General features: G+C 65.1%; 21 protein-coding genes and 1 tRNA gene. 8 read left to right on the top strand and 14 right to left on the bottom strand.

What is annotated here, in order from left to right; all coding sequences use genetic code 11:
* Positions 1-2: 2 nt before the first annotated feature.
* Positions 3-1,178 (bottom strand): nitrogen regulation protein NR(II), encoded by a 1,176-nt coding sequence (locus tag QX121_RS01720; protein ID WP_315774795.1) that lies wholly within the window; start codon positions 1,176-1,178, stop codon positions 3-5.
* Positions 1,175-2,128, bottom strand: a complete 954-nt coding sequence (gene dusB, locus QX121_RS01715) for a tRNA dihydrouridine synthase DusB (RefSeq protein ID WP_315811130.1) — start codon at positions 2,126-2,128, stop codon at positions 1,175-1,177. The genes QX121_RS01720 and dusB overlap by 4 nt, the downstream gene beginning before the upstream one ends.
* 448 nt (positions 2,129-2,576) lie before the next feature.
* Here dusB and QX121_RS01710 point away from each other — a divergent pair, with 448 nt between their 5' ends.
* Both QX121_RS01710 and QX121_RS01705 read left to right on the top strand, forming a co-directional pair.
* On the top strand, positions 2,577-3,758 hold the full coding sequence (locus QX121_RS01710; RefSeq protein WP_315811004.1) for a bifunctional 2-C-methyl-D-erythritol 4-phosphate cytidylyltransferase/2-C-methyl-D-erythritol 2,4-cyclodiphosphate synthase: 1,182 nt from the start codon (positions 2,577-2,579) through the stop codon (positions 3,756-3,758).
* Positions 3,759-3,824: 66 nt separating this feature from the next.
* A complete protein-coding gene (locus tag QX121_RS01705; protein ID WP_315774796.1) occupies positions 3,825-4,436 on the top strand; it encodes a CinA family protein in 612 nt (203 codons plus the stop codon).
* Positions 4,437-4,578: 142 nt separating this feature from the next.
* On the opposite strand, the gene QX121_RS01700 is transcribed toward QX121_RS01705, so the two are convergent.
* Together QX121_RS01700 and QX121_RS01695 are read right to left on the bottom strand one after the other, a co-directional pair.
* Positions 4,579-4,767, bottom strand: coding sequence for a type II toxin-antitoxin system RelE/ParE family toxin (locus tag QX121_RS01700; protein WP_315811003.1), 189 nt, complete (start codon positions 4,765-4,767; stop codon positions 4,579-4,581).
* A 97-nt stretch (positions 4,768-4,864) separates the two neighbouring features.
* Positions 4,865-5,092: a hypothetical protein gene (locus QX121_RS01695; protein WP_315811002.1), complete on the bottom strand. Its 228-nt coding sequence runs from the start codon at positions 5,090-5,092 to the stop codon at positions 4,865-4,867.
* Positions 5,093-5,493: 401 nt separating this feature from the next.
* On the opposite strand from QX121_RS01695, the gene QX121_RS01690 reads away from it, so the two are divergent.
* On the top strand, positions 5,494-6,462 hold the full coding sequence (locus QX121_RS01690) for an alpha/beta hydrolase family protein (RefSeq protein ID WP_315811001.1): 969 nt from the start codon (positions 5,494-5,496) through the stop codon (positions 6,460-6,462).
* 36 nt (positions 6,463-6,498) lie between these two features.
* On the opposite strand, the gene QX121_RS01685 is transcribed toward QX121_RS01690, so the two are convergent.
* From QX121_RS01685 to QX121_RS01675, 3 genes are all read right to left on the bottom strand, one after another.
* Positions 6,499-6,849 carry a DUF1127 domain-containing protein gene (locus QX121_RS01685; RefSeq protein ID WP_315738019.1) on the bottom strand — a complete coding sequence of 117 codons (351 nt, stop codon included), beginning with the start codon at positions 6,847-6,849 and terminating at the stop codon, positions 6,499-6,501.
* A gap of 249 nt (positions 6,850-7,098) precedes the next feature.
* Positions 7,099-7,656 carry an HD domain-containing protein gene (locus tag QX121_RS01680; RefSeq protein WP_315811000.1) on the bottom strand — a complete coding sequence of 186 codons (558 nt, stop codon included), beginning with the start codon at positions 7,654-7,656 and terminating at the stop codon, positions 7,099-7,101.
* 46 nt (positions 7,657-7,702) lie between these two features.
* The gene (locus tag QX121_RS01675; protein WP_315738021.1) at positions 7,703-7,963 is read right to left on the bottom strand and encodes a hypothetical protein; all 261 of its coding nucleotides are present in this window, start codon (positions 7,961-7,963) and stop codon (positions 7,703-7,705) included.
* 228 nt (positions 7,964-8,191) lie between these two features.
* Here QX121_RS01675 and QX121_RS01670 point away from each other — a divergent pair, with 228 nt between their 5' ends.
* Positions 8,192-8,545 carry a hypothetical protein gene (locus QX121_RS01670; protein WP_315810999.1) on the top strand — a complete coding sequence of 118 codons (354 nt, stop codon included), beginning with the start codon at positions 8,192-8,194 and terminating at the stop codon, positions 8,543-8,545.
* Positions 8,517-9,779: a methyl-accepting chemotaxis protein gene (locus QX121_RS01665; protein WP_315738023.1), complete on the top strand. Its 1,263-nt coding sequence runs from the start codon at positions 8,517-8,519 to the stop codon at positions 9,777-9,779. Before QX121_RS01670 ends, QX121_RS01665 begins: the two co-directional genes overlap by 29 nt.
* Before the next feature lie 300 nt (positions 9,780-10,079).
* On the opposite strand, the gene QX121_RS01660 is transcribed toward QX121_RS01665, so the two are convergent.
* Positions 10,080-10,553, bottom strand: a complete 474-nt coding sequence (locus tag QX121_RS01660) for a type II toxin-antitoxin system RatA family toxin (RefSeq protein ID WP_315738024.1) — start codon at positions 10,551-10,553, stop codon at positions 10,080-10,082.
* Between the two features lie 10 nt (positions 10,554-10,563).
* The gene (gene lipA / locus QX121_RS01655; RefSeq protein WP_315770755.1) at positions 10,564-11,523 is read right to left on the bottom strand and encodes a lipoyl synthase; all 960 of its coding nucleotides are present in this window, start codon (positions 11,521-11,523) and stop codon (positions 10,564-10,566) included.
* A 135-nt stretch (positions 11,524-11,658) separates the two neighbouring features.
* On the opposite strand from lipA, the gene QX121_RS01650 reads away from it, so the two are divergent.
* The gene (locus QX121_RS01650) at positions 11,659-12,282 is read left to right on the top strand and encodes a DNA-3-methyladenine glycosylase (RefSeq protein ID WP_315810998.1); all 624 of its coding nucleotides are present in this window, start codon (positions 11,659-11,661) and stop codon (positions 12,280-12,282) included.
* Between the two features lie 108 nt (positions 12,283-12,390).
* On the opposite strand, the gene QX121_RS01645 is transcribed toward QX121_RS01650, so the two are convergent.
* The 5 genes from QX121_RS01645 to QX121_RS01625 form a co-directional block, all read right to left on the bottom strand.
* Entirely contained in the window at positions 12,391-15,255 is a 2,865-nt protein-coding gene (locus QX121_RS01645; RefSeq protein WP_315810997.1) for a valine--tRNA ligase, read from the bottom strand.
* A 309-nt stretch (positions 15,256-15,564) separates the two neighbouring features.
* Complete coding sequence (locus QX121_RS01640) at positions 15,565-16,326, bottom strand: DUF2497 domain-containing protein (protein ID WP_315810996.1); 762 nt, start codon at positions 16,324-16,326, stop codon at positions 15,565-15,567.
* Between the two features lie 379 nt (positions 16,327-16,705).
* Positions 16,706-18,091 (bottom strand): TolC family outer membrane protein, encoded by a 1,386-nt coding sequence (locus tag QX121_RS01635; protein ID WP_315810995.1) that lies wholly within the window; start codon positions 18,089-18,091, stop codon positions 16,706-16,708.
* Positions 18,092-18,373: 282 nt separating this feature from the next.
* Complete coding sequence (locus QX121_RS01630; protein ID WP_315810994.1) at positions 18,374-19,039, bottom strand: protein-L-isoaspartate O-methyltransferase family protein; 666 nt, start codon at positions 19,037-19,039, stop codon at positions 18,374-18,376.
* A gap of 132 nt (positions 19,040-19,171) precedes the next feature.
* Positions 19,172-19,357, bottom strand: coding sequence for a hypothetical protein (locus tag QX121_RS01625; RefSeq protein WP_315774806.1), 186 nt, complete (start codon positions 19,355-19,357; stop codon positions 19,172-19,174).
* Between the two features lie 257 nt (positions 19,358-19,614).
* On the opposite strand from QX121_RS01625, the gene QX121_RS01620 reads away from it, so the two are divergent.
* Together QX121_RS01620 and QX121_RS01615 are read left to right on the top strand one after the other, a co-directional pair.
* Positions 19,615-19,689 (top strand) — tRNA-Asn (locus QX121_RS01620).
* Between the two features lie 48 nt (positions 19,690-19,737).
* Positions 19,738-20,379: an NUDIX hydrolase gene (locus QX121_RS01615; RefSeq protein WP_315811129.1), complete on the top strand. Its 642-nt coding sequence runs from the start codon at positions 19,738-19,740 to the stop codon at positions 20,377-20,379.
* The last annotated feature ends 11 nt before the right edge of the window (positions 20,380-20,390 follow it).

Below are 20,390 nucleotides of genomic sequence, written 5' to 3'. Positions count from 1 at the left end.
CCTCAATTTGATCCCTGTGAGGCATGCAACGGCGTCCCCGAAACGTCATCGCGATGGCCGTGGTCTGGTTGTCTGGTTGCGCTGTACATCGGCATCAGCACCCGGAAGGTCGTCTTGCGCGGCTGCGACTCGCACTCGATGATCCCGCCATGGTCGCCGACGATCTTCGCGACCAATGCAAGTCCGAGGCCGCTTCCGGTCGGCTTGGTGGTCACGAACGGATCGAACAGATTGGGCATCAGGTCTTCCGGCACGCCGGGGCCGTTGTCCCTGACGCAGAACTCCAGCGGCAGCGACACCCGCGATTTCTTGCCGGGCACCGACAGGCGCACGCCCGGGCGGAAGGCCGTGGTGAGCTGGATCTCGGCATCCGAGCCGAGATCGACGACCGCTTCCGCGGCATTCTTGACCAGGTTCAGGAACACCTGGATCAGTTGATCCTGGTTGGCGAGCACCGGCGGCAGCGACGGATCGTAATCCTCGACGAAGCGGATGTTGCGGGCAAAGCCCGACTGCGCCAGCCGCTTCACGTGATCGAGCACGGAATGGATGTTCACGGGCCCGCGCGCCACCGGGCGGTCGTCGCCGAACACCTCCATGCGGTCGACCAAAGTGACGATGCGGTCGGCCTCGTCGCAGATCAGCCGGGTCAGCATGCGGTCCTCAGAGGAGGCCTGCTGCTCCAAAAGCTGCGCGGCGCCGCGGATGCCCGACAGCGGGTTCTTGATCTCGTGCGCGAGCATCGCGGCCAGCGCGATCACCGAGCGCGCAGCGCTGCGATGCGTGAGCTGGCGGTCCATCTTGTCGGCGATGGTGCGCTCCTGCAGCATCACCACGATATGGCCGGGGCGCTCCGGCAGCGGCGCGACGTGCAGGTCGACGAGCCGATCGGCGCCGGTGCGCGGCGTGCCCAGATCGACCTTGTACTCGTTGACCGGCGCGCTGGTGGTACGGACCTGGTCGATCAGCGCCAGCAAGGGGCTGCCGAACGGCACCAGCTTCTTCAGCGACTGCCGCTGCAAAAACTGCGTCGAGGAATCGAAGAAGGATTCCGCCGCCATGTTGGCGTCCACGATCATGCCATCCGGGCCGATGACGAGGACCGGATTCGGCAAAGCGTTGAGGATGGCGTCGCCATCCGACGGAAGTCGCTTGCGCTGTTCTGCGGCTGAGCTCATGCGGCTGCACTCCAGGCAAAATCGTCGAAAGCCTCACGCAGCGCCCGATGCACCTGGGATGGCTGCTCGGACGTCAGGATCTTTTCGCGCCATGCCTTCCGTTTTTCGGCCGGCGCCTGGGCGTGCTGGGCGGCGACGTCGAGCCCCCAGCTGAGATGCTTGCGGGCGTGGCGCAGGCCGACACGCGCGCCATAGTGACGGCAGATCTCGTCATAGAGCGCTGTGAGAAGACTGAGCTGCTGAGCCAGTTCGGGCGCGCCCTCTTCCGCACCGCCGTCGAGCCGGCGGCCGATCTGGCCGGGAAGCCAGGGCTGTCCTTGCGCGCCGCGCCCGATCATCACGGCATCGGCGCCGGACGTATCGAGCGCCTCGCGCGCGTCTTCGTAGGTGGTGATGTCGCCGTTGACGACGACCGGCAGATCGACGGCATCCTTCACCGCGCGCACCGCGCTCCAGTCGGCGTCGCCCTTGTAGAACTGCTGCCGCGTGCGGCCGTGCACGGTGATCAGCTGCACGCCCGCGGCTTCGGCGCGGCGCGCCAGCTCCGGTGCATTGAGGCTGCCCTCGTCCCAGCCGAGCCGCATCTTCAGCGTCACGGGCACATCGACGGCCTCGACCGTCGCCTCGATCAGGGTCAGCGCATGATCGAGATCACGCATCAGGGCCGAGCCGGACTGGCCGCCGGTGACATGGCGCGCCGGGCAGCCCATGTTGATGTCGATGATATCAGCGCCGCCCTCCTCGGCGACCCTCGCGCCCTCGGCCATCCAATGCGCCTCGCAGCCGGCGAGCTGCACCACATGCGACCCGACGCCGCTCGCCTCGCAGCGCAACCTGGATATCCACCGCCCGCGCACGAGATCGTCGCTCGCGGTCATCTCGGACACCACCAGCCCGGCGCCGAGCTCGGCCGCGAGTCGGCGGAACGGCGCGTCGGTGATGCCCGACATCGGCGCGAGAATGGCCCGGTTGGCGAGTGAAACGTCGCCTATCTTCAAGGCTTTGGCGTGTGTATTGGCCGGACCGGTCACGAACGACTCTTAAAGCTCTTCGGACGCATCATCGCGTCTGCGCTGTACTCTCAAGCACAAATCTTGGGCAGTCAAGCGTCATGCCTACACTTTAGCCAAGACAATCAGCATTTCAAGTGCAGTGCAGCAAAATATGCTTGTTCGGCAGTCATGGTAAACCCGTGAGCCGCCGGATTTTTGCATGGCTCAGCGAGGATGCCCACAGGCGGCGGGCGATCGGCCCGCTCGAGGCCACGGCGCCTCCCGGCACGTGCATCGCGATCGCAGTTGCCGCTCAGACAACGTGTGATCCTGCTCGCTTAACATGTTCTGCAGATGTAAGAAGCCGCGAACCCATCATCTCCCTTTGCATCGATACCCTGTTCCCATGACGACTTCTCAGCGGACTGCAGCCATTCTCGTCGCGGCCGGACGTGGCCTGCGGGCCGGCGCCGGCGGTCCGAAGCAATACCGCATGATCGGCGGCCGCACGGTCATCCATCGCGCGCTCGCCGCCTTCGCCGATCACCCCGAGGTGGCGGTGGTCCAGCCGGTGGTGAACCCCGACGACATCGACATCTTCAACGCAGCCGTCTTCGGCCTGCGCCACGAGGTCCCAGCGCATGGCGGTGCGACGCGCCAGGCCTCGGTGCTCGCAGGCCTGGAAGCGCTGGCGCCGCACAAGCCCGACATCGTGCTGATCCACGATGCCGCGCGTCCGTTCGTCACGCCCGCCGTGATCTCGCGCGCGATTCGAGCGGCCGGCAAGACCGGTGCGGCGATTCCTGTGGTGCCGGTCACCGACACCATCAAGGAAGTCGGCACGGGCGGCGACATCACCGCGACACCGGAGCGCGCGAAGCTGCGCATCGCCCAGACGCCGCAGACCTTCAAGTTCGACACGATCCTGGAGGCACACCGCCGCGCCGCGCGCGACGGCCTCACCGAGTTCACAGATGATGCGGCGATCGCCGAATGGGCGGGATTGACCGTCGCGACCTTTGAGGGCGATGTTGCCAACATGAAGCTCACCACACCGGAAGATTTCGTGCGCGAGGAAGCGCGCCTTGCCGCGCAGCTCGGCGACATCCGGACTGGCACCGGCTACGACGTCCACGCCTTCGGCGAAGGCGACCATGTCTGGCTGTGCGGCCTGCGTGTGCCGCATAGCAAGGGGTTCCTTGCCCACTCCGACGGCGACGTCGGTCTGCACGCTCTGGTTGATGCAATTTTGGGCGCCCTGGCCGATGGCGACATCGGCTCGCACTTCCCGCCCTCCGACATGAAGTGGAAAGGCGCCTCCTCCGACCAGTTCCTGAAATACGCCATCGAGCGCGTGACCGCGCGTGGCGGCCGCGTCGCCAATCTCGAGGTCACGATGATCTGCGAACGCCCGAAGATCGGCCCCCTGCGCGACCAGATGCGCGCCCGCATCGCCGAGATCACCGGCGTCGACATCTCGCGCATCGCGGTGAAGGCCACCACCAGCGAGAGGCTCGGCTTCACCGGCCGCGAGGAAGGCATCGCAGCGACGGCGAGCGCGACGATCCGTCTGCCGTGGAGCGCCTAGAGGCGCACCACCCTGTCACCGCTCGTGGAGCTTTCGATCTGACGGTCGGATGAGGACAACGCAGCCATGGCCAGCGAACGTCAAATCGGCTCTACCAGCGCGCTGGCCCGCTCGCTGCTCGACCTGTGCCGGTCGCGCAAGCTGATGATCGCGACCGCCGAGTCCTGCACCGGCGGCCTGGTCGCCGCAGCGCTGACCGACATCCCCGGCTCCTCTGATGTCATCGACCGCGGCTTCGTCACCTACTCGAACGAGGCCAAGCGCGCGATGCTCGGCGTCGAGGCTTCGACCTTGCAGACCTTCGGCGCGGTCTCCAAGGAGACCGCGATCCAGATGGCGGTTGGCGCGCTCGAACGCGCCGATGTCGATCTCGCGGTGGCCATCACCGGCATCGCCGGCCCCGGCGGCGCCACCCCCGGCAAGCCGGTCGGCCTCGTCCATTTCGCCGTCGCCGCCCGCGACGGCCGCATCACCCACCGCGAGCACCGTTTTGGCGCCATCGGCCGCAGCACTGTGCGCACGCGCTCGGTGCTGGAAGCCCTGCGCCTGCTGATGGAGCTGGCCCGGCCACAGGTCGCTGCCAAGCCCAAGCGCGCCGCCGCCACCCGCCTCCGTCCGCGCGTCGCCCGCGCGCCACGGCTGCATCCGGTGAAACGGCCACGCCGGCCGCGAACTTAGTTGCTCGTCATGAGCGCAGCTCTCGCCCCATCGTCATCCCGAGCGCAGCGACGCGATCCAAGACTTTCGCGCTTCAAGACATTGGATTGCTCCGGCGCGACAGCGCCTCGCAATGACCAGATGTTCAATCTTCATTCCGCCCCTAACCGAACTCATCCGGATTGCGCGCCGTGTGACGCACACTGTGAATGACCACCTCGTCGGCAGTAACTTCGTAGTAGATGAGGTAAGGATAAGGATTGACAATCAATCTGCGCAGGCCCGGATGGGTCGATTGAGCACCTGCCTTAGGACAATCAACCAACATGTCAAAGACGGACTTGATCCGCATGTGAACGCGCCTTGCGCCGCCTGGCGAATGCGATGCGATGCGATATAATCGAGTACGCTCTCAAGCTCGTTCGCTGCGCGAGTCGTGAAGCGAAGCTTCAGAGACCGTGCTTGGCCCATATGGCCTTGATTTCCTCTTCGGTCGCGAACCGCCCTTGATCTGCTTGGCGCAGCGATTCTTCCAGCGAAGCAAGGTCGGCAGGAGTCAGCTCAACGCAAGCTTCGTCGTATCCAGTCAACCGTAACAGTACCCGCACCAGCTCATCCTGCTCTTCGGCCGGAAGCTGGCGTGCGACGTCAAAAGCCCTGTCAAGCAATGTTGTCATGCAGGCAATATATACTGGCGAGCCTCCGCCGGGAAGTGTTCACGCAATAGGCTGCAGACAGCTAGGCAAAGCGCCGCCCGTAAGGTGCCCGGACTGCCGCCATGTCAGCCGCGCATTCGGAATGGTGGGCACGGCGCGCCCGCACTGGCCGGGACTGAAGCTAACGTTTGGGAGTTACCGCAGAACCTCGACGGCTTGATCAAATCATCTTGTCATCGGAGGCACGAGCTGGTGGTGAACGCAAAGATGGTCGGCACGACAGACCCTATGGCACCCGAGGTGATCTGCCGATGGATTGTCCACTCCGGTTCGACGGCCGGTCATTGGGCGGAACGGGCGGTCCAGTTGGCACAACTTTCGCGGGTACACGCTATTTCGTAGTTCAACGTGAGGAGACCGTCTTGCTTCATCGGACCTTCGCCACTCTCGCGCTGCCGCTCCTCCTCCTGACCTCCTCCGCCCACGCCGCTGGCTTGCAGCTCTTGGAGGTCGATCATGGATTCCACGGCATCATCTGGACGCCTTGCGCCGCAGACGCCGGTAGGGTGCCGGTTGGAAGCCTCGCGATCCCAGGGCTGGAGACACTGCCCGGGGTAAAGAATTGTCCAATCAAGGGCACGAAGCTGCCATTGGTCGTCATGTCCCACGGGCGCGGCGGCTGGATCGGTGGAAACCACGATGTTGCGGAAGCGCTGGCGGACGCGGGATTCATCGTCGCGGCGATCAACCATCCCGGCGACAGTGTCGGCGACCTGGCGCAGCGCGACAGCCTGTCGGTCTGGCTCTCACGGCCGCAGGACATGATGCATCTGATCGATTTCATGTTGAACGATTGGACAAGCAGAGCCGCGATTGATCCGGACCGTATCGGCTTCTTCGGCTTTTCGCGCGGTGGCTACACCGGAACCGTTCTCGCCGGCGTCGACCCGGACTTTCAAAGGGTGGCGCACTACTGCACGCAACAGAACCCGTTCTGCGAGCAGGTCCGCAATGGCGAGTTTCCCAGAAGCTGGCCGCACGACGAGAGGATCAAGGCGGCCGTGCTGGCCGACGCCGCCCACACGGTCGGATTCACGCGAGCAAATCTCGCGAGCATCAAGATTCCCCTCCAGGTCTGGCGCTCGGAGCTCGGCGGCAACGGGGTCGATCCGGAAGGGACCGCCCGCGTAACCGCGAGCCTTCCCGGCACGCCCGAGGTCCACACCGTGCCCGCCGCGCATTTTGCTTTCCTCGCGCCGTGCTCCGCGGAGCTCGCGGCCGCCGTCCCGCGCATCTGTGCTGATACGCCTGCGGATTTCGACCGCGCGGCGTTTCACCGAGAGTTTGACGCCCAGGTCGTCAGGTTCTTCTCCGAGAAGCTGGGCAAGTAGGATCCGTGGCAGAACCTGCGTTCCGCCGCGTCGCTCTCATGCGCGCCAGAACGGGCGCCGGCACAGCCGCCGCGCCTCGTCGCGTGTCAGGCCGTAGTCCTGCAGCACCTCGTCGGCGATCCACGGCAACTCCCGGGCGAAGCGACCGCGCTCGCGCCAGCGCTTCCACCAGAGCCGCAGCAATGACACTGGCTGCAGCTCGGCGCAGCTTTGATCAGGCGCCGGTCGCGCCAAGTAGTAGATCTCGGCGCCGGGCTTGGGCGAGATGGGATGGCTCGCCGAGGGACCACGGCGCCGCTCGTCGAGTTCCTGGAAACGCAGCACATGATGGAGCGGAGTTCGCTCCTCGATGGCGCTGCCCCTCGGATCGTCGGTCGTGCTCGGCATGGCGGGCTCCCCTTCAAATGAAGAACCTGCCGGCAACAAAAAAAGCCGCCAGGTTCTGGCGGCTGATCGGATCATTTGCTGCAAATCGTCAGATTGAGCGCGATCCTCCCGCCGCCAGCGAGCTACGGTGCGTGATGCGACCAAAACGATGGGAAGCGACGGTGATCATGGCCGGCTCTATAGCTGATCGCCCTGAGGTTGTCATCATCGAATCCGGTGCGAGGCGGGCAAGCGCCTTGCCCGATCTGGTCAGGAGGGAAAAGCACCGACGGTCCGCGCAAGTTGCCGCGCCAACGGTCCGGGCAGAGCCTCATCGAAAATCCGGCTCAGCGTGCGGTAATACCAGATCGTCCCATCCCTTCCACCGGTGAAGCGTTGCCACACGACGTCGCCCACCTCATCAAGGTCGCTCGCGATCGCTTCCGCGTTGTCAACCTTGTCAGCGAGCGAGACCAGCAGCGATGACGCCGGCTTGAGCGGCAGCCGGGCGAGATAGGCTTCCTTCCGCGGGCGCCAGGCCGGCCTCGGATCGCCCCAGGAATCCGTGCAGTCCGCGACGATCCCGGCGACGCGATCGCCAAAACGCCGGCGGATCTCATCCAGCGTGGCCTGCCCGCCCTGGTCCTCGGCGGCGTCATGCAACAGTCCCGCGATAGCCTGCACCTCGCTGCCGCCCGCCGACAGCACGCGGCTGGAGACGCTCAGCAGATGCGCGATGTAGGGCACGTTGCTGCCCTTTCTCAATTGGGTCCGGTGCAGCCTTGTCGCATAGACGAGCGCTTCGTCGTAGAGATGGGAGAGTAACATTGCTTGCTTTCTTCTCTGGCTGACGCAGGGTCAGACCGATGGTTCGTCATTGGGGATTGTCGGCATTGTTCCAATCATTGGGCACCACGTCGAGCATCATCCTAGCCGACCCGTCGGGCGAATCAGCTGGCGTGCGGAATAGCGGAGAGCCCGCCTCCGGTGCCTTGCTGCGATCGAAGCGCATCGCGAGGGCGTGCGCCAAGACACTGATTTCCTCAATCCGTTCAATGTCCGACTCACTGTCCAGTCCTGCCGACGAAAATATTCTCGTTTCTATTTTCCAGAATTCATGCTTCCCTCTCGTCATCCCGCCTCGACACGAGGGGCGTATCGCGATCGTCACGACACGCGAGGTGGGGAGGCGATGGCCGCCGATGGGCCGCAGCACGTCTGATGACGTGCGGACGAACGGCTCTTGGCGGACGTGAAGTCGCAGCGTCCTGGCACCCCGATGCTGGTGTCACGCCGGTGGAGATGATGATCCGCCGGTCACGGGGGCAAGACAGCCCGGTCCCCGGGGAGACTGCGTATAAACGTGAAGACCATCGCGCAGGGAATGCCGGATGTCGGCTGGACCTGTGGTGACTGCCGCCTGCTTTTTGTTGCAGGCGGGCCATGGGTTGCGGCCAGCACCCGGCATTCCCTGCGCCCTCGTGATTTCAGAGGGTCGATCGAGATGCACAGCCCGGGCGTGATTGCGCCGCGGAGGATGCGGCTGCGTGCCCGCTGGATGCCGTCCCTCACCGTCCGGACCGCGATCGCCGACCATTATCGCTCGCCCCTCCACGGCCTAAAGGTTTTGGTTAATTTTGTCCTGCTACGTCTCGTGCATTCTTCTCTGACAGTGGATTCGGGACCCCATGGCTTTCTTCTCCGGCAAGTCGGCTGATCGCACGCATAACCTCCTGATGACGGAGCTGTTCGAACGCCATCGCGACGCCATCCTGGTGATGTCCGACGGCAAGATCATCGCCTGCAACGAGACCGCGGTTCGCTTCGGCGGCTTCCGCAGCAAGCAGGACTTGCTGTCGCGTTCGCCGGCGACCATGGCGCCGGAGTTTCAGCCCAGTGGCAAGCGCTCCGCCGACGTGGTGAAGGAGATGGATGCCAAGGCCAGGCGCGAGGGCCACGCGACGTTCGAGTGGACCACCAAGCGCGCCGACGGCAGCCCGGCCCTGGTGCAGATCACGCTGGTGCCGACCCAGGTCGAGGGCCAGACCTACGTCATGAGCTTCCGCCGCGATCTTTCCGACCTCGTCGCCGCACGCGAGGAGAAGAAGCGCGCGCTGGACCAGATCGCCAAGGATTTCGAGACCAGCGTCGGCGCCATCGCCAATGCGATCTCCGGCGCCTCGCGCGAAGTCGAGACGACGGCCGCGTCGCTGACGACCACGGCGGATCAGGCCGCGCAACGCGTGGCGCTGGTCGCGTCGGCGTCGAACTCCGCATCGTCCAACGTGCAGTCGGTGGCCGGCGCCACCGAGGAGCTCTCGACCTCGGTCAGCGAGATCAACCGCCAGGTCGCGACCTCCTCAACCATCGCAGCCGAGGCGGTCGAGGCGTCCTCGCGCACCAACGATCTCGTCAACAGCCTGGCGGACGCGGCCGCCAAGATCGGCGCGGTCACCGACATGATCAACGCGATCGCGAGCCAGACCAACCTGCTGGCGCTGAACGCGACCATCGAGGCGGCGCGCGCCGGCGATGCCGGCCGCGGCTTCGCCGTCGTGGCCTCGGAGGTGAAGAGCCTGTCGAGCCAGACCGCCAAGGCGACCGACGAGATCAGCGCGCACATCAGCGCGATGCAGCGCGCCACCAGCGACACGGTGGCTGCGATCCAGGGCATCGGCGGCACCATCGGCCAGATCAGCGAGATCGCCAAGACCATTGCGACCGCGGTCGACCAGCAGGGCCACGCGACGCAGGAGATCGCCCGCTCGGTCAGCCAGGCCGCCAGCGGCACCCGCGAGGTCGCCACCAACATCGGCTCGGTCAGCCAGACCGTGGAATCAGCTGGCGGCGCCGCGCGGCAGATGCTGGGCGCGGCCGGCCAGCTCGCCAAGCACGCGGACGAGCTGCGCGGCAAGGTGAAGGACTTTTTGAGCGCCGTGCAGGCGGCGTAGTTTCGATCGCCGGCGCGACGTGTCCGCGATCAGAACGACTCCGCGACGATGTCGCGGAGCAGCTGTTTGAAGACGTGGATAGGAAGGAAAGCGCTCGGGCTTCGCACTCGGAACGCGCGGGGTGAGATGACGAGGAGCGTCCTCACCCTTCGCTGTCGTCCCGGGCAAGCCAGAGCGGCGCGCAGCGTCGCGGAGGCGCCGACCCGGGACCCATACTCCGCGGCGGCTATGGTTCGCGGGGATGACAGCTGAGGTTGGGGCGCCGGCCGTGGTCTACCATCGGCAGGGATTGGCAAGGACTTACGTCGACGACACCGCCGGCTTGCGGCCGTAGATCGCATCCGCGCGCTTCTCGAACGCCGCCGACATGCGCGCGAAGATGGTGTCGAACATCGAGCCCATCAGCATCGCCAGCATGCGGCTCTTGAACTCGTAGGCGATGAAGAACGTCACCTCGCAGGCGCCCTGCTCGCGCGGCTCGAAGCTCCAGCGGTTTTCCAGGCTGGAGAACGGCCCGCTGACATACTCGACCAGGATGTTGCGCTTGGCCCGATCTAGCGTAACCCGGCTGGTGAAGGTCTCCTTCACGAGCTTGAACGAGACCGTCATGTCGGCGACGACGACCTCGGTGCCATCGGGCTTCTGGCTACGCTGGCGCACCACCAGCTTCTCGCACAGCGGCACGAATTCGGGATAGCGCTCGACATCGGCGACGAGGTCGAACATCTGCTCGGCCGTATGCGCGACGCGGCGCTTGTTGGAAAATCTCGGCATCTGGTCTCGATCAGCGCGCGATGGCGGCGCGCGCGGCCTTCAGCTTGGCGAAGTCCTCGCCGGCATGGTGCGAGGAGCGCGTGAGCGGGCTCGCCGACACCATCAGGAAGCCCTTGGTATAGGCGACGGTCTCGTAGCCGGAGAATTCCTCCGGCGTGACGAAGCGCATCACGGCGTGGTGCTTCCTGGTCGGCTGCAGATACTGGCCGATGGTGAGGAAATCGACCTCCGCCGAGCGCAGGTCGTCCATCACCTGCAGCACCTCGTGGCGCTCCTCGCCCAGGCCGACCATGATGCCGGACTTGGTGAAGATGGTCGGATCGATCTCCTTGACCCGCTGCAGCAGCCGGATCGAGTGAAAGTAGCGCGCGCCGGGACGGACCGAGAGGTAGCGCGACGGCACGGTCTCGAGATTGTGGTTGAAGACGTCGGGCTTGGCGGCGACGACCTGCTCAAGCGCGCCGTCCTTGCGCAGGAAGTCGGGCGTCAGCACCTCGATCGTCGTGGTCGGACATTTCGCGCGGATGGCACGGATGGTCGCGGCGATATGGCCGGCTCCGCCGTCGGCGAGATCGTCGCGGTCGACCGAGGTGACGACGACATGGGCCAGGCCGAGCTTGAAGGTCGCCTCCGCCACATGCTCGGGCTCGCCGGCGTCGAGCGCCTGAGGCAGGCCGGTCTTGACGTTGCAGAAGGCGCAGGCCCGCGTGCAGGTGTCGCCCATGATCATGAAGGTGGCGTGCTTCTTGTCCCAGCACTCGCCGATGTTCGGGCAGCCGGCCTCCTCGCAGACGGTGACGAGGCCGTTCTCGCGCACGATGTTGCGGGTGTCGGCATAGCCGCGGGTGGTCGGCGCCTTGACCCGGATCCAGGCAGGCTTGGCCGGCGAGATCGAGTCCGGCCGGTTCGCTTTTTCGGGGTGGCGCGGGCGCAGCGGCGTGTTCGAGAGCGTGTCGACGATGGTGACCATGGGATTCGCACAAACCTCTGTTGCGCCCTAGCTATTCCGTGCCGCGGCGCGCCGCAACCGGCTGGCCGAGGATACCAGGGCATGGCAGATATGGGCAGCGCGGAACAGCGCTGATCGAGGCGGATTTTCTCCAGAATGGCGCAAAAACCGGCAAAAGCCCCCGGGGTTTCACGGCCCCGGCGGCATGGCGCGGCCAAACGGCTGACGCGGGCGTTCTTCGCCCGCGAGGTGCTGGAGGTGGCGCCGGAGCTGATCGGGGCGACCTTTCTGGTCGACGGCGTCGGCGGAACCATCGTCGAGGTCGAGGCCTATCATCACACCGACCCGGCGGCGCATTCGTTCCGGGGCCCGACGCCGCGCAACCAGGTGATGTTCGGCCCGCCCGGTTTCGCCTATGTCTACCGCTCCTACGGCATTCACTGGTGCATGAACTTTGTCTGCGAGGTGGAGGGCTCGGCGAGCGCGGTCCTGATCCGGGCGATCGAGCCGACGTTCGGGATCGACGAGATGCGGCAGCGGCGCGGGCTGGAGGATGTCAGGACACTGTGCTCGGGGCCGGGCAAGCTGACCGAGGCGATGGGGATCACGATCGCGCATAATGGCCTGGCGCTGGATGCTCTACCGATCGAGCTGTTCGCCCGGCCTGAGGATGTAGAGGTCGTCACCGGCGTCCGCATCGGCATCACCAAGGCCGTCGAGCTGCCCTGGCGGTTCGGACTGAAGGGCTCGCGGTTTTTGAGCAAGCCGTTCGCGCGCTAAGCCCATGGCAGTCATTCCGGGATGGCCCAAGGGACCAGACCCGGAATCTCGAGATTCCGGGTTCGATGCTTCGCATCGCCCCGGAATGACGAAGGAGAGAGGACTACGTCACGCGCCCTGAAGCCGCGACAACGCGTCCTGGAACTTGGCCTTGCGGGCCAGTGCCGCCTCGCGCTTCTCCTTCTCCTCCTCGACGAGTTCCTCGGGCGCGTTGGCGACGAACTTCTCGTTGCCGAGCTTCTTGTCGACGCGCTCGATGTCGGCCTCGGCCTTGGCGATCTCCTTGCCCAGGCGGGTGCGCTCGGCGGCGAGATCGACCACGCCCTTGAGCGGCAGCGCCGCGACCTCGCCGCGCACGACGAGCTGGGCGGAGCCTTCGGGCGCCGTATCGGCGAAGGAGATGTCGGAGAGACGCGCAAGGCGCTTGATCACCTCGCTCCAGCGCGGCGCGCGCTCCCTCGTCTCGGCGGAGGCACCGACGAGCGCGAGCGTCATCAGAGTCGCCGGCGGGATGTTCATCTCGGCGCGGACCGAGCGGATGGACGTGACGAGATCGACCACCCAGCCGATCTCGGCCTCGGCCGCCTCGTCCTTGAAGCTGGCGGCGTCGAACGAGACCAGCAGCGGCGGCACCAGGGGATCGCCGAAGCTGGCGGCCGACAGCGCGGCGATCTCGGCGACCGTCGGCCTGTCGGTGCGGTGTGGCCAGGGCGACAGGGTCAGCAGACTGTCGCGCTTGGCGGTCGACTCCCACAGCGCCTCGGTGATGAAGGGCATGAAGGGATGCAGGAGCTTGAGGATCTCGTCGCGCGCCCAGGCGACCATGGCACGGGTCTCGGCTTTGGCCGGGCCGTCCTCGCCGAGCAACGTCGGCTTGGAGAGCTCGACATACCAGTCGCAATAGACATCCCAGACGAAGCGGTAGATCGCATTGGCCGCGTCGTTGAAGCGATACGCCTCCAGCGCCTCGGTGACCTCGCGCGTCGCGGCGGCGGCCTCGTGGGCGATCCAGCGGTTCAGCGTCTCCTTGGCGGAGGCCGGATCGAAGCCGGCCGGCACCGTGCAGCCGTTCATCTCGGCGAAACGGCTGGCGTTCCAGAGCTTGTTGGCGAACTTGCGGTAGCCGTCGACGCGCTGGGTCGACAGCTTGATGTCGCGGCCCTGCGCCGCCATCGCGGCCAGCGTGAAGCGCAGCGCGTCGGCGCCGTGCTCGTCGATCAGCGCGAGCGGATCGATGACGTTGCCTTTCGACTTCGACATCTTGGCGCCCTTCTCGTCGCGGACGAGCGCATGGATGTAGACGGTCGAGAACGGCACCTCCTTCATGAAATGGATGCCCATCATCATCATGCGGGCGACCCAGAAGAAGATGATGTCGAAGCCGGTGACCAGCACGTTGGTCGGGTAGTAGCGCTTCACCTCCGGCGTGGCGTCGGGCCAGCCGAGCGTCGAGAACGGCCACAGCGCCGAGGAGAACCAGGTGTCGAGCACGTCCTCGTCACGTGTGATGAAGCCGTCGCGCTTGTTGCGGTCGAGCGCCATCTCCCGCCCCTGCTCGGCCGTGATGACCTCCTGCTCGACGTAGTAGCCGAGTGCGTTGGACACCGCCTCTTCCTCGGTCTCGGCGACGAACACCTTGCCGTCGGGCCCGTACCAGGCCGGGATCTGGTGGCCCCACCACAGCTGGCGCGAAATGCACCAGGGCTGGATGTTCTCCATCCAGTCGAAATAGGTCTTCTCCCAGTTGCGCGGCACGAACGTCGTCGCGCCCGACCTGACGGCTGCGATCGCCGGCTGCGCCAGGGTCTTTGCGTCGACGTACCACTGGTCCGTGAGGTACGGCTCGATGACGACACCGGAGCGGTCGCCATGCGGCACCATGTGCGTGTTCGGCTCGACGCGCTCGAGGAAGCCGAAGGACTCCAGCCGCTCCAGGATCTTCTTGCGCGCAGCAAAACGCTCGATGCCGTGGAACTCCCTGGCAAACTCCTCGGAGCCCTCAGGCAAACCGCGCAGATAGTCCTCGTTGTCGACCAGGGCGATGCAGCCTTCACGATCGAGAATGCTGATCTGCGGCAGGCCGTGGCGGCGGCCGACCTCGAAGTCGTTGAAGTCGTGCGCCGGCGTGATCTTGACCGCGCCGGTGCCCTTCTCAGGATCGGAATAGGTATCGGCGACGATCGGGATCTCACGCCCGACCAGCGGCAGGATCACGCGCTTGCCGACGAGATGCTGATAGCGTTCGTCGTCCGGATGCACCGCGACCGCGCTGTCGCCGAGCATGGTCTCGGGACGCGTGGTGGCGACCACGATGAAGCTCGTGGGATCCTCGGGGCTGAACGTCGTGCCCTCGATCGGATAGCGCAGGTACCAGAGATTGCCCTTGACCTCGATCTGCTGCACCTCGAGGTCGGAGATCGCGGTCAGGAGCTTCGGGTCCCAGTTGACCAGCCGTTTGTCCTTGTAGATCAGGCCGGCGCGGTGCAGCTCGACGAACACCTTCACGACGGCCTTGGACAGGCCCTCGTCCATGGTGAAGCGCTCGCGGCCCCAGTCGCAGGAGGCGCCGAGGCGCTTGAGCTGGTTGATGATGGTGCCGCCGCTCTCGTCCTTCCACTGCCAGACGCGCGCGAGAAACTTTTCGCGGCCCATCTCGCGGCGGCCGGGCTGCTGGCGCTCCATCAGCTGACGCTCGACCACCATCTGGGTCGCGATGCCCGCATGGTCGGTGCCCGGCTGCCACAGCACGTCGCGGCCGCGCATGCGCTCGAAACGGCACAGGATGTCCTGCAGCGTGTTGTTGAGCGCGTGCCCCATGTGCAGCGAGCCGGTCACGTTCGGCGGCGGGATCACGATGGTGAAGGGATCCGCATTGCGCCGATCGGGGCGACCGGCGGAGAACGCGCGGGCATCCTCCCAGACCAGGGACATGCGACCTTCGAGATCGGTGGGCTGATAATTCTTATCGATCATGGCATTTCCAGCGGCGCGGGGCCGGCTGTCCAATTCGGGATGTCGCGGAACTCGTCCGGGCCTTTTGTGACACGACCTGAAAAAGCTCGCGCAAGCTGTTGGTGCTTGGGCTGTTTTCGGACTGATGTCCGACCGCGGACCGCGCTCCCGGAAGAGCCCTCTCGATCCGTCCGGCAGGGATCAGCTTGACAGGGCTAGAAAGCCGCCGCGGCGCGCCAAGTCAACAGCAGCGGCGAACATTGACGGATAGCGTCTACCGCCCGTCGCGGCTCACTCCAGAACGGAACGGGAGATCGTGCCGTCTTGGCGTCAGCGGCCGCGCGAGACGCGCTCGATCTCCGCCTTGACGATGCGCTCCACCAGGGCCGGAAGATTGTCATCCAGCCACGATTTCAGCATCGGACGCAGCATCTCCTTGACGAGGTCCTCAAGCGTCCGGGCGTTGTTGCTCAGCACCGTATTGGCCAGCGCGTTGAACGCCGATTCGACGGCGTTCACCGTCGATGGGGCCAGGATCGGCTGCTTCGGCGTGACTTGCTCGAACGCGGACTCGAAGCTGGCAGCCTTCTGATTGAGCCGCCCGGCCTCGATGAACTCGATATCGTCCCGCGGATCCACCTTTCGGAAGGATGCCGCGGCGGGGGCTGGCGCTGGAGCGGGAGTCGGTGGGGCCACTGCCATGTCGTCCGTCAACTCGAGTACTTCAGGTTCGGGATCGGGCTCGGGTGCTACCGGCCGAGCCTCTGCGACTGGAGTCGTTTCATCCAAACCCGCCAGCAATGCGTCAATGTCGTCCTGGTTGTTGCTCGCGGCGGCCGCAGGCGCTGGCGGCGGCGGTGCGGGAGGCGGAGGTGCGGGCTTGGCGGGAGCCGCAGCGGCGATCTTCGAAGGCGGGATGTCGTTCATCGCCGACTTCGCTGCCGGGGCCGCCGGCTTCTCGGCCTTGACCGGCTCCGGCGCGGCGGCCTTGTCTGCCGCCGGCGGCTTACCCTCGTCGTCGGCAATGATACGCCGGATCGACGCCAGAATCTCCTCCATGGAGGGTTCTTGGACCTTCGCAGGCTGCGTCATTTCCGACTCCAAATCAGCAACGCTGCCGTACGAACCGGCTCAGCGCAAAAGTCCCGGGCGCCGGCCCCAAGTGGCTTGGACTTCTCAACGGACATGCCAACTTGTCTCCGGACAAGGCCTGATCGATGCAAAACAACAGAACGATACTGCCCATGTCGGAGTCTATTCTTGGAAGAACTTCCGACGCAGTCCGAATCGTTCGGCGGCCATTTTGAGGCTATGTCATGGCAACAAATGAATGCAAGCAACGCTGGCCGCGAACCCGGTGGAGCACGAAAGTCGCCCATCAAGCGTCGCCCATTCGTCACAACCACAGCATGTGCCACAAAAAAATCCCCCGGCCAAGGACCGAGGGATCAGGGTCGATATTAAGAATGTACTAATGACCATCCGGCGTCCGTACACCCGCCCAGTTATCCCGGACCTGCTGGTAGTGCACGCTGGGATCGTAGGTGGTGGTCGGCAGGTTCAGCACCTGCGGTGACAGCCGCCCCACGGTCTGAAGCACCGTATAGGATGCCACCACGCGGTCATGCTGGGCGTTCACCAGCGAATTCCGCGCGTTGACCAGCGCCTGCTGAGCGTTGAGCACGTCGAGGGTGGTGCGCTGCCCGGCCTTGGCCTCTTCGCGGACACCATTGAGGGCGATCTCGGAGGCTGAGACCTGGGCCTGTGCCGACTGCACCTGTGCCTTGCCCGCAAGCAGCTTGCCCCAGGCAGATACCACGTCGGAGCGAGCCTGATCGCGGGTCTGCTCCAGGACCAGACGCTGCTGCGCCAGCGACTCCTTGGACTGCCGGATCAGTGAATATTCCGCCCCTCCGTTGTAGATTGGGACGTTCAGCGAGGCGACAGCCGACGCGCTGAACCCACGATAGGATTGCAGGCTCGACTCATAGCCCTGCTGAGCCTGAGCCTGGACGTTTACGGTCGGCAGCAGCGCACCTTCCTTGATCTTCGTGTCAAGATACTGGACGTCGATGCCATACATCGCCGAGGTCACGCTCGGGTTTTCCGTCAGGGCCGTTTCGACCGACTGCTGGAGGGTCGGCGGCAAGTAACGGTCGACAGGAGAGCCCGGCGCCAAGTTTTGGGGATCGTTGCCGATGATTCGGCGGAAGTTCGAGCGGGTCGCCGTTAGTTGGGCCTCTGCTGTGAGCTGCTGCGTGCGGCCGGCGGCGAGCTGAGCCTCGGATTGTGCGACGTCGGTGCGGGTGACCTCGCCGACGTTGAACCGATCGCGGGTCTGCTTGAGCGTCTGCTCCAGCACCCGCGTGTTGCTGCGCTGGACCTCGACGATCGCCGCATCGCGCAGATAGTCCATATAGATCGTGGCCGCCGCTAGCAGCACCTGCTGCTCAAGAATGCGGAGAGCCTCGCGTTGCGCCGAGACGTTCGCCTCGGCCTTGCGCACGCCGTTTGCCGTCTGCTGACCGTTGTAGAGAGTTTGGTTGACCGTCAGGCCGACGCTTCGCGGCCTCTGCACGCCGTGCGCGGCCGGCGTCGCGGGTGCCGCCTGCAAATCCGTATACTGAATGCCCGCCGTCGCATTCAGACTGACCTTCGGCCGATACCCCGAGAGTGCCTGCGGAACGCCTTCGTCGACCGCACGAGCCTGAGCCCGCGACGCGTTCAGTTGCGGGTTGTTCTGATAGGCACGCACCAGCGCAGCCTCGATCGTGTCGGCGAGCGCAGGCGCCGGGCCCGCACAAGCCATCACGAGGACCGCAGCCGCCGCTGCGGTGACGAGCTTCACCCCAAACATCCCTGTTCCATTCATTTGTTACCGGCTCGAACGCCAGAGCCGGGCCGTAACCTGTTGAAGAGACTCCCGCGCACCTCGCACCTTATTCCCCATGCAAGCGCAACGGAACTACCCAAGCCTGGAACCTGTGCCGAAAACTGTCAACGTGCAGCATCCAGGCCACACTTCTGATTTAAAACAGAATTTCGCCCGCCAGAGGGCGCGAAAACGACGCAGCAAACCCTGCTCGCCACGGGATGGCCCGCCAGTTCAGAGAAGCCGCGAAGAACTTCGTTGGGCGATTTAAAACACGAATTCCGGGAGCTGTTCGAGACCGGGAATGACCGGTGCCGCGGCATCGAACAGGACCCTGCTGCCGATATCACCATGCGATCGCGTAAAGATCATGGCGCGGGCGGGACGTACGGTGGCGAAGACACCGACCAGGCGGCCGCCCTCCTTCAATTGACGGCAAAGACCGTCGACAGGGACCTCGGTGGCCCCATTGAGGAGAATCACGTCGAAGCGGCCGTCCGCCGGATCGCCCTGCGCGGCCGGCGCGACCCGAATCGTGACCGGGCAGCCATCGACGCCGGCAAGCAGCTGCTTGGCGCGCCCTTCGACCGCAGAGTCGACCTCGGTCGCCGTCACGCTGCCCGCGAGTCGGGCGGCCAGCGCGGCGAGATAGCCCGTCGCACATCCAACCACGAGCACGCTGTCGGTTGGCTTGATCTCGGCAGCCTGCAGCAGCTTTCCGGTCAGCATCGGCTTGATCAGATACCGCTTGGCAGAAGCGGATTCGGAGACGTCGAGATCCAAGTCGAGATAGGCCAACGCCTGCCGATCTGCGGGAACGTAGGCTTCCCGCGGCACGGTCAACAACGCATCCAGCACGCGGTGATCGGTGACGTCGCTGGTCCGAACCTGACCATCGACCATTTTCTGGCGCGCCGTCGCGAATGAAGACATGAGCAGACCTGCAAACAAAGTGGATGGACCGCGGACGATCTGCGCAATCTTTTGGTACAAGGTCCCCGAAAAGGCAACATGCGGGTTTGAACGGATCCGCTGGGAAGCCGCGTCTGCGAGGGCGGTCGCCGGCTACTCGATCACCACGGCGAGTCGTCCGAGCAACTGCACGATCTCGTCAATATGTTCGGAATCACCGCGCGTCACCATGTCGGCCAGCCGCGTGAGGCATTCGTCGTCGCTGAGACGCTCGACCTGGTCGGGAATCAACGAGGGCGCGGAGACTGCTTCAGCGAATGGGATGACGGTGTTTGGCATCTACGACACTCCATGACCGCGGGCACTGGCCGGTTCCAGCAAACTATCGGGGCCGGTTTGCTCCCCTCCAAGTGAATTTCCTGTCATCGAACTGTGGGCGACCGCTGCCCAGCAAGCGTTCAAAATCAATCTAACCATCTGAAACTTCGGTATTTTATTCCTGAACCCGCAATCGTCGCAAAGATGCGATTTCGTTCTATGCAAGGCGAAACGGCTTTGTTATACGCAGCCGCATTCGCGAACATCGCTTCGCCTGTTCCTCGGTAGCTCAGCGGTAGAGCATTCGACTGTTAATCGAATGGTCGCTGGTTCGAATCCAGCCCGGGGAGCCATTCTGGCCAAGCCGAATGGTTCTTTATCCTCACATTCCCTCTTTGCTTGTGACGCTGGGCACCCGCCGATTCGCGGCGAACGCGCGCCTCCTGACCGTCATCTGGCTGGGCGGCGTGGCTGTCCGCCTTGACGGCGCATGGGGCGTCGGGCAAGCGGGACGGATCTCTTGCAAGTGGCGACCAGCGATGCCGATTTCCGATCATCTGAGAGCCGTCCGCAGCAAGATCGGCCATGATCTGTTGGCGACCACGGCAGTTTCCATCTCCGTGTTCGACGACCAGGGCCGCATTCTGCTCGGACGCGACGCGGAGACGGGCCTCTGGACGTTGCCTGGCGGCGCCATCGATCCGAATGAGCACCCAGCCGACGCGGCCACCCGCGAATGCTTCGAGGAGACCGGACTGGTGGTCCGGCCAAAACGTCTGCTCGGGGTGTTCGGCGGCCCGGAGTTCCTCATCCGCTATCCCAACGGTGATCTGACCTACTATACGGTCATCGCGTTCGAGGCCGTCATCGAAGGCGGCGCGCTTGCGCCCGACGGCGAGGAGATGGCGAGCCTGCGATTTGTCGATCGCGCGGAATGGGAACAGCTTGCGGTGTCGCCATCGAGCCGAATCATCTCGCGGCAGGCGCTCCAGCACGACCCCGTCCCCTACTTCGCTGCCGCGAGCTGGCGGCCCGAGAGCTGATCCGGACACAA

The organism is Bradyrhizobium sp. SZCCHNR2028 (assembly GCF_032380995.1).
GTDB lineage: Bacteria > Pseudomonadota > Alphaproteobacteria > Rhizobiales > Xanthobacteraceae > Bradyrhizobium.
Note: the sequence above shows the minus strand (reverse complement) of the source record. Positions and strands in the feature narration are given on the sequence as shown.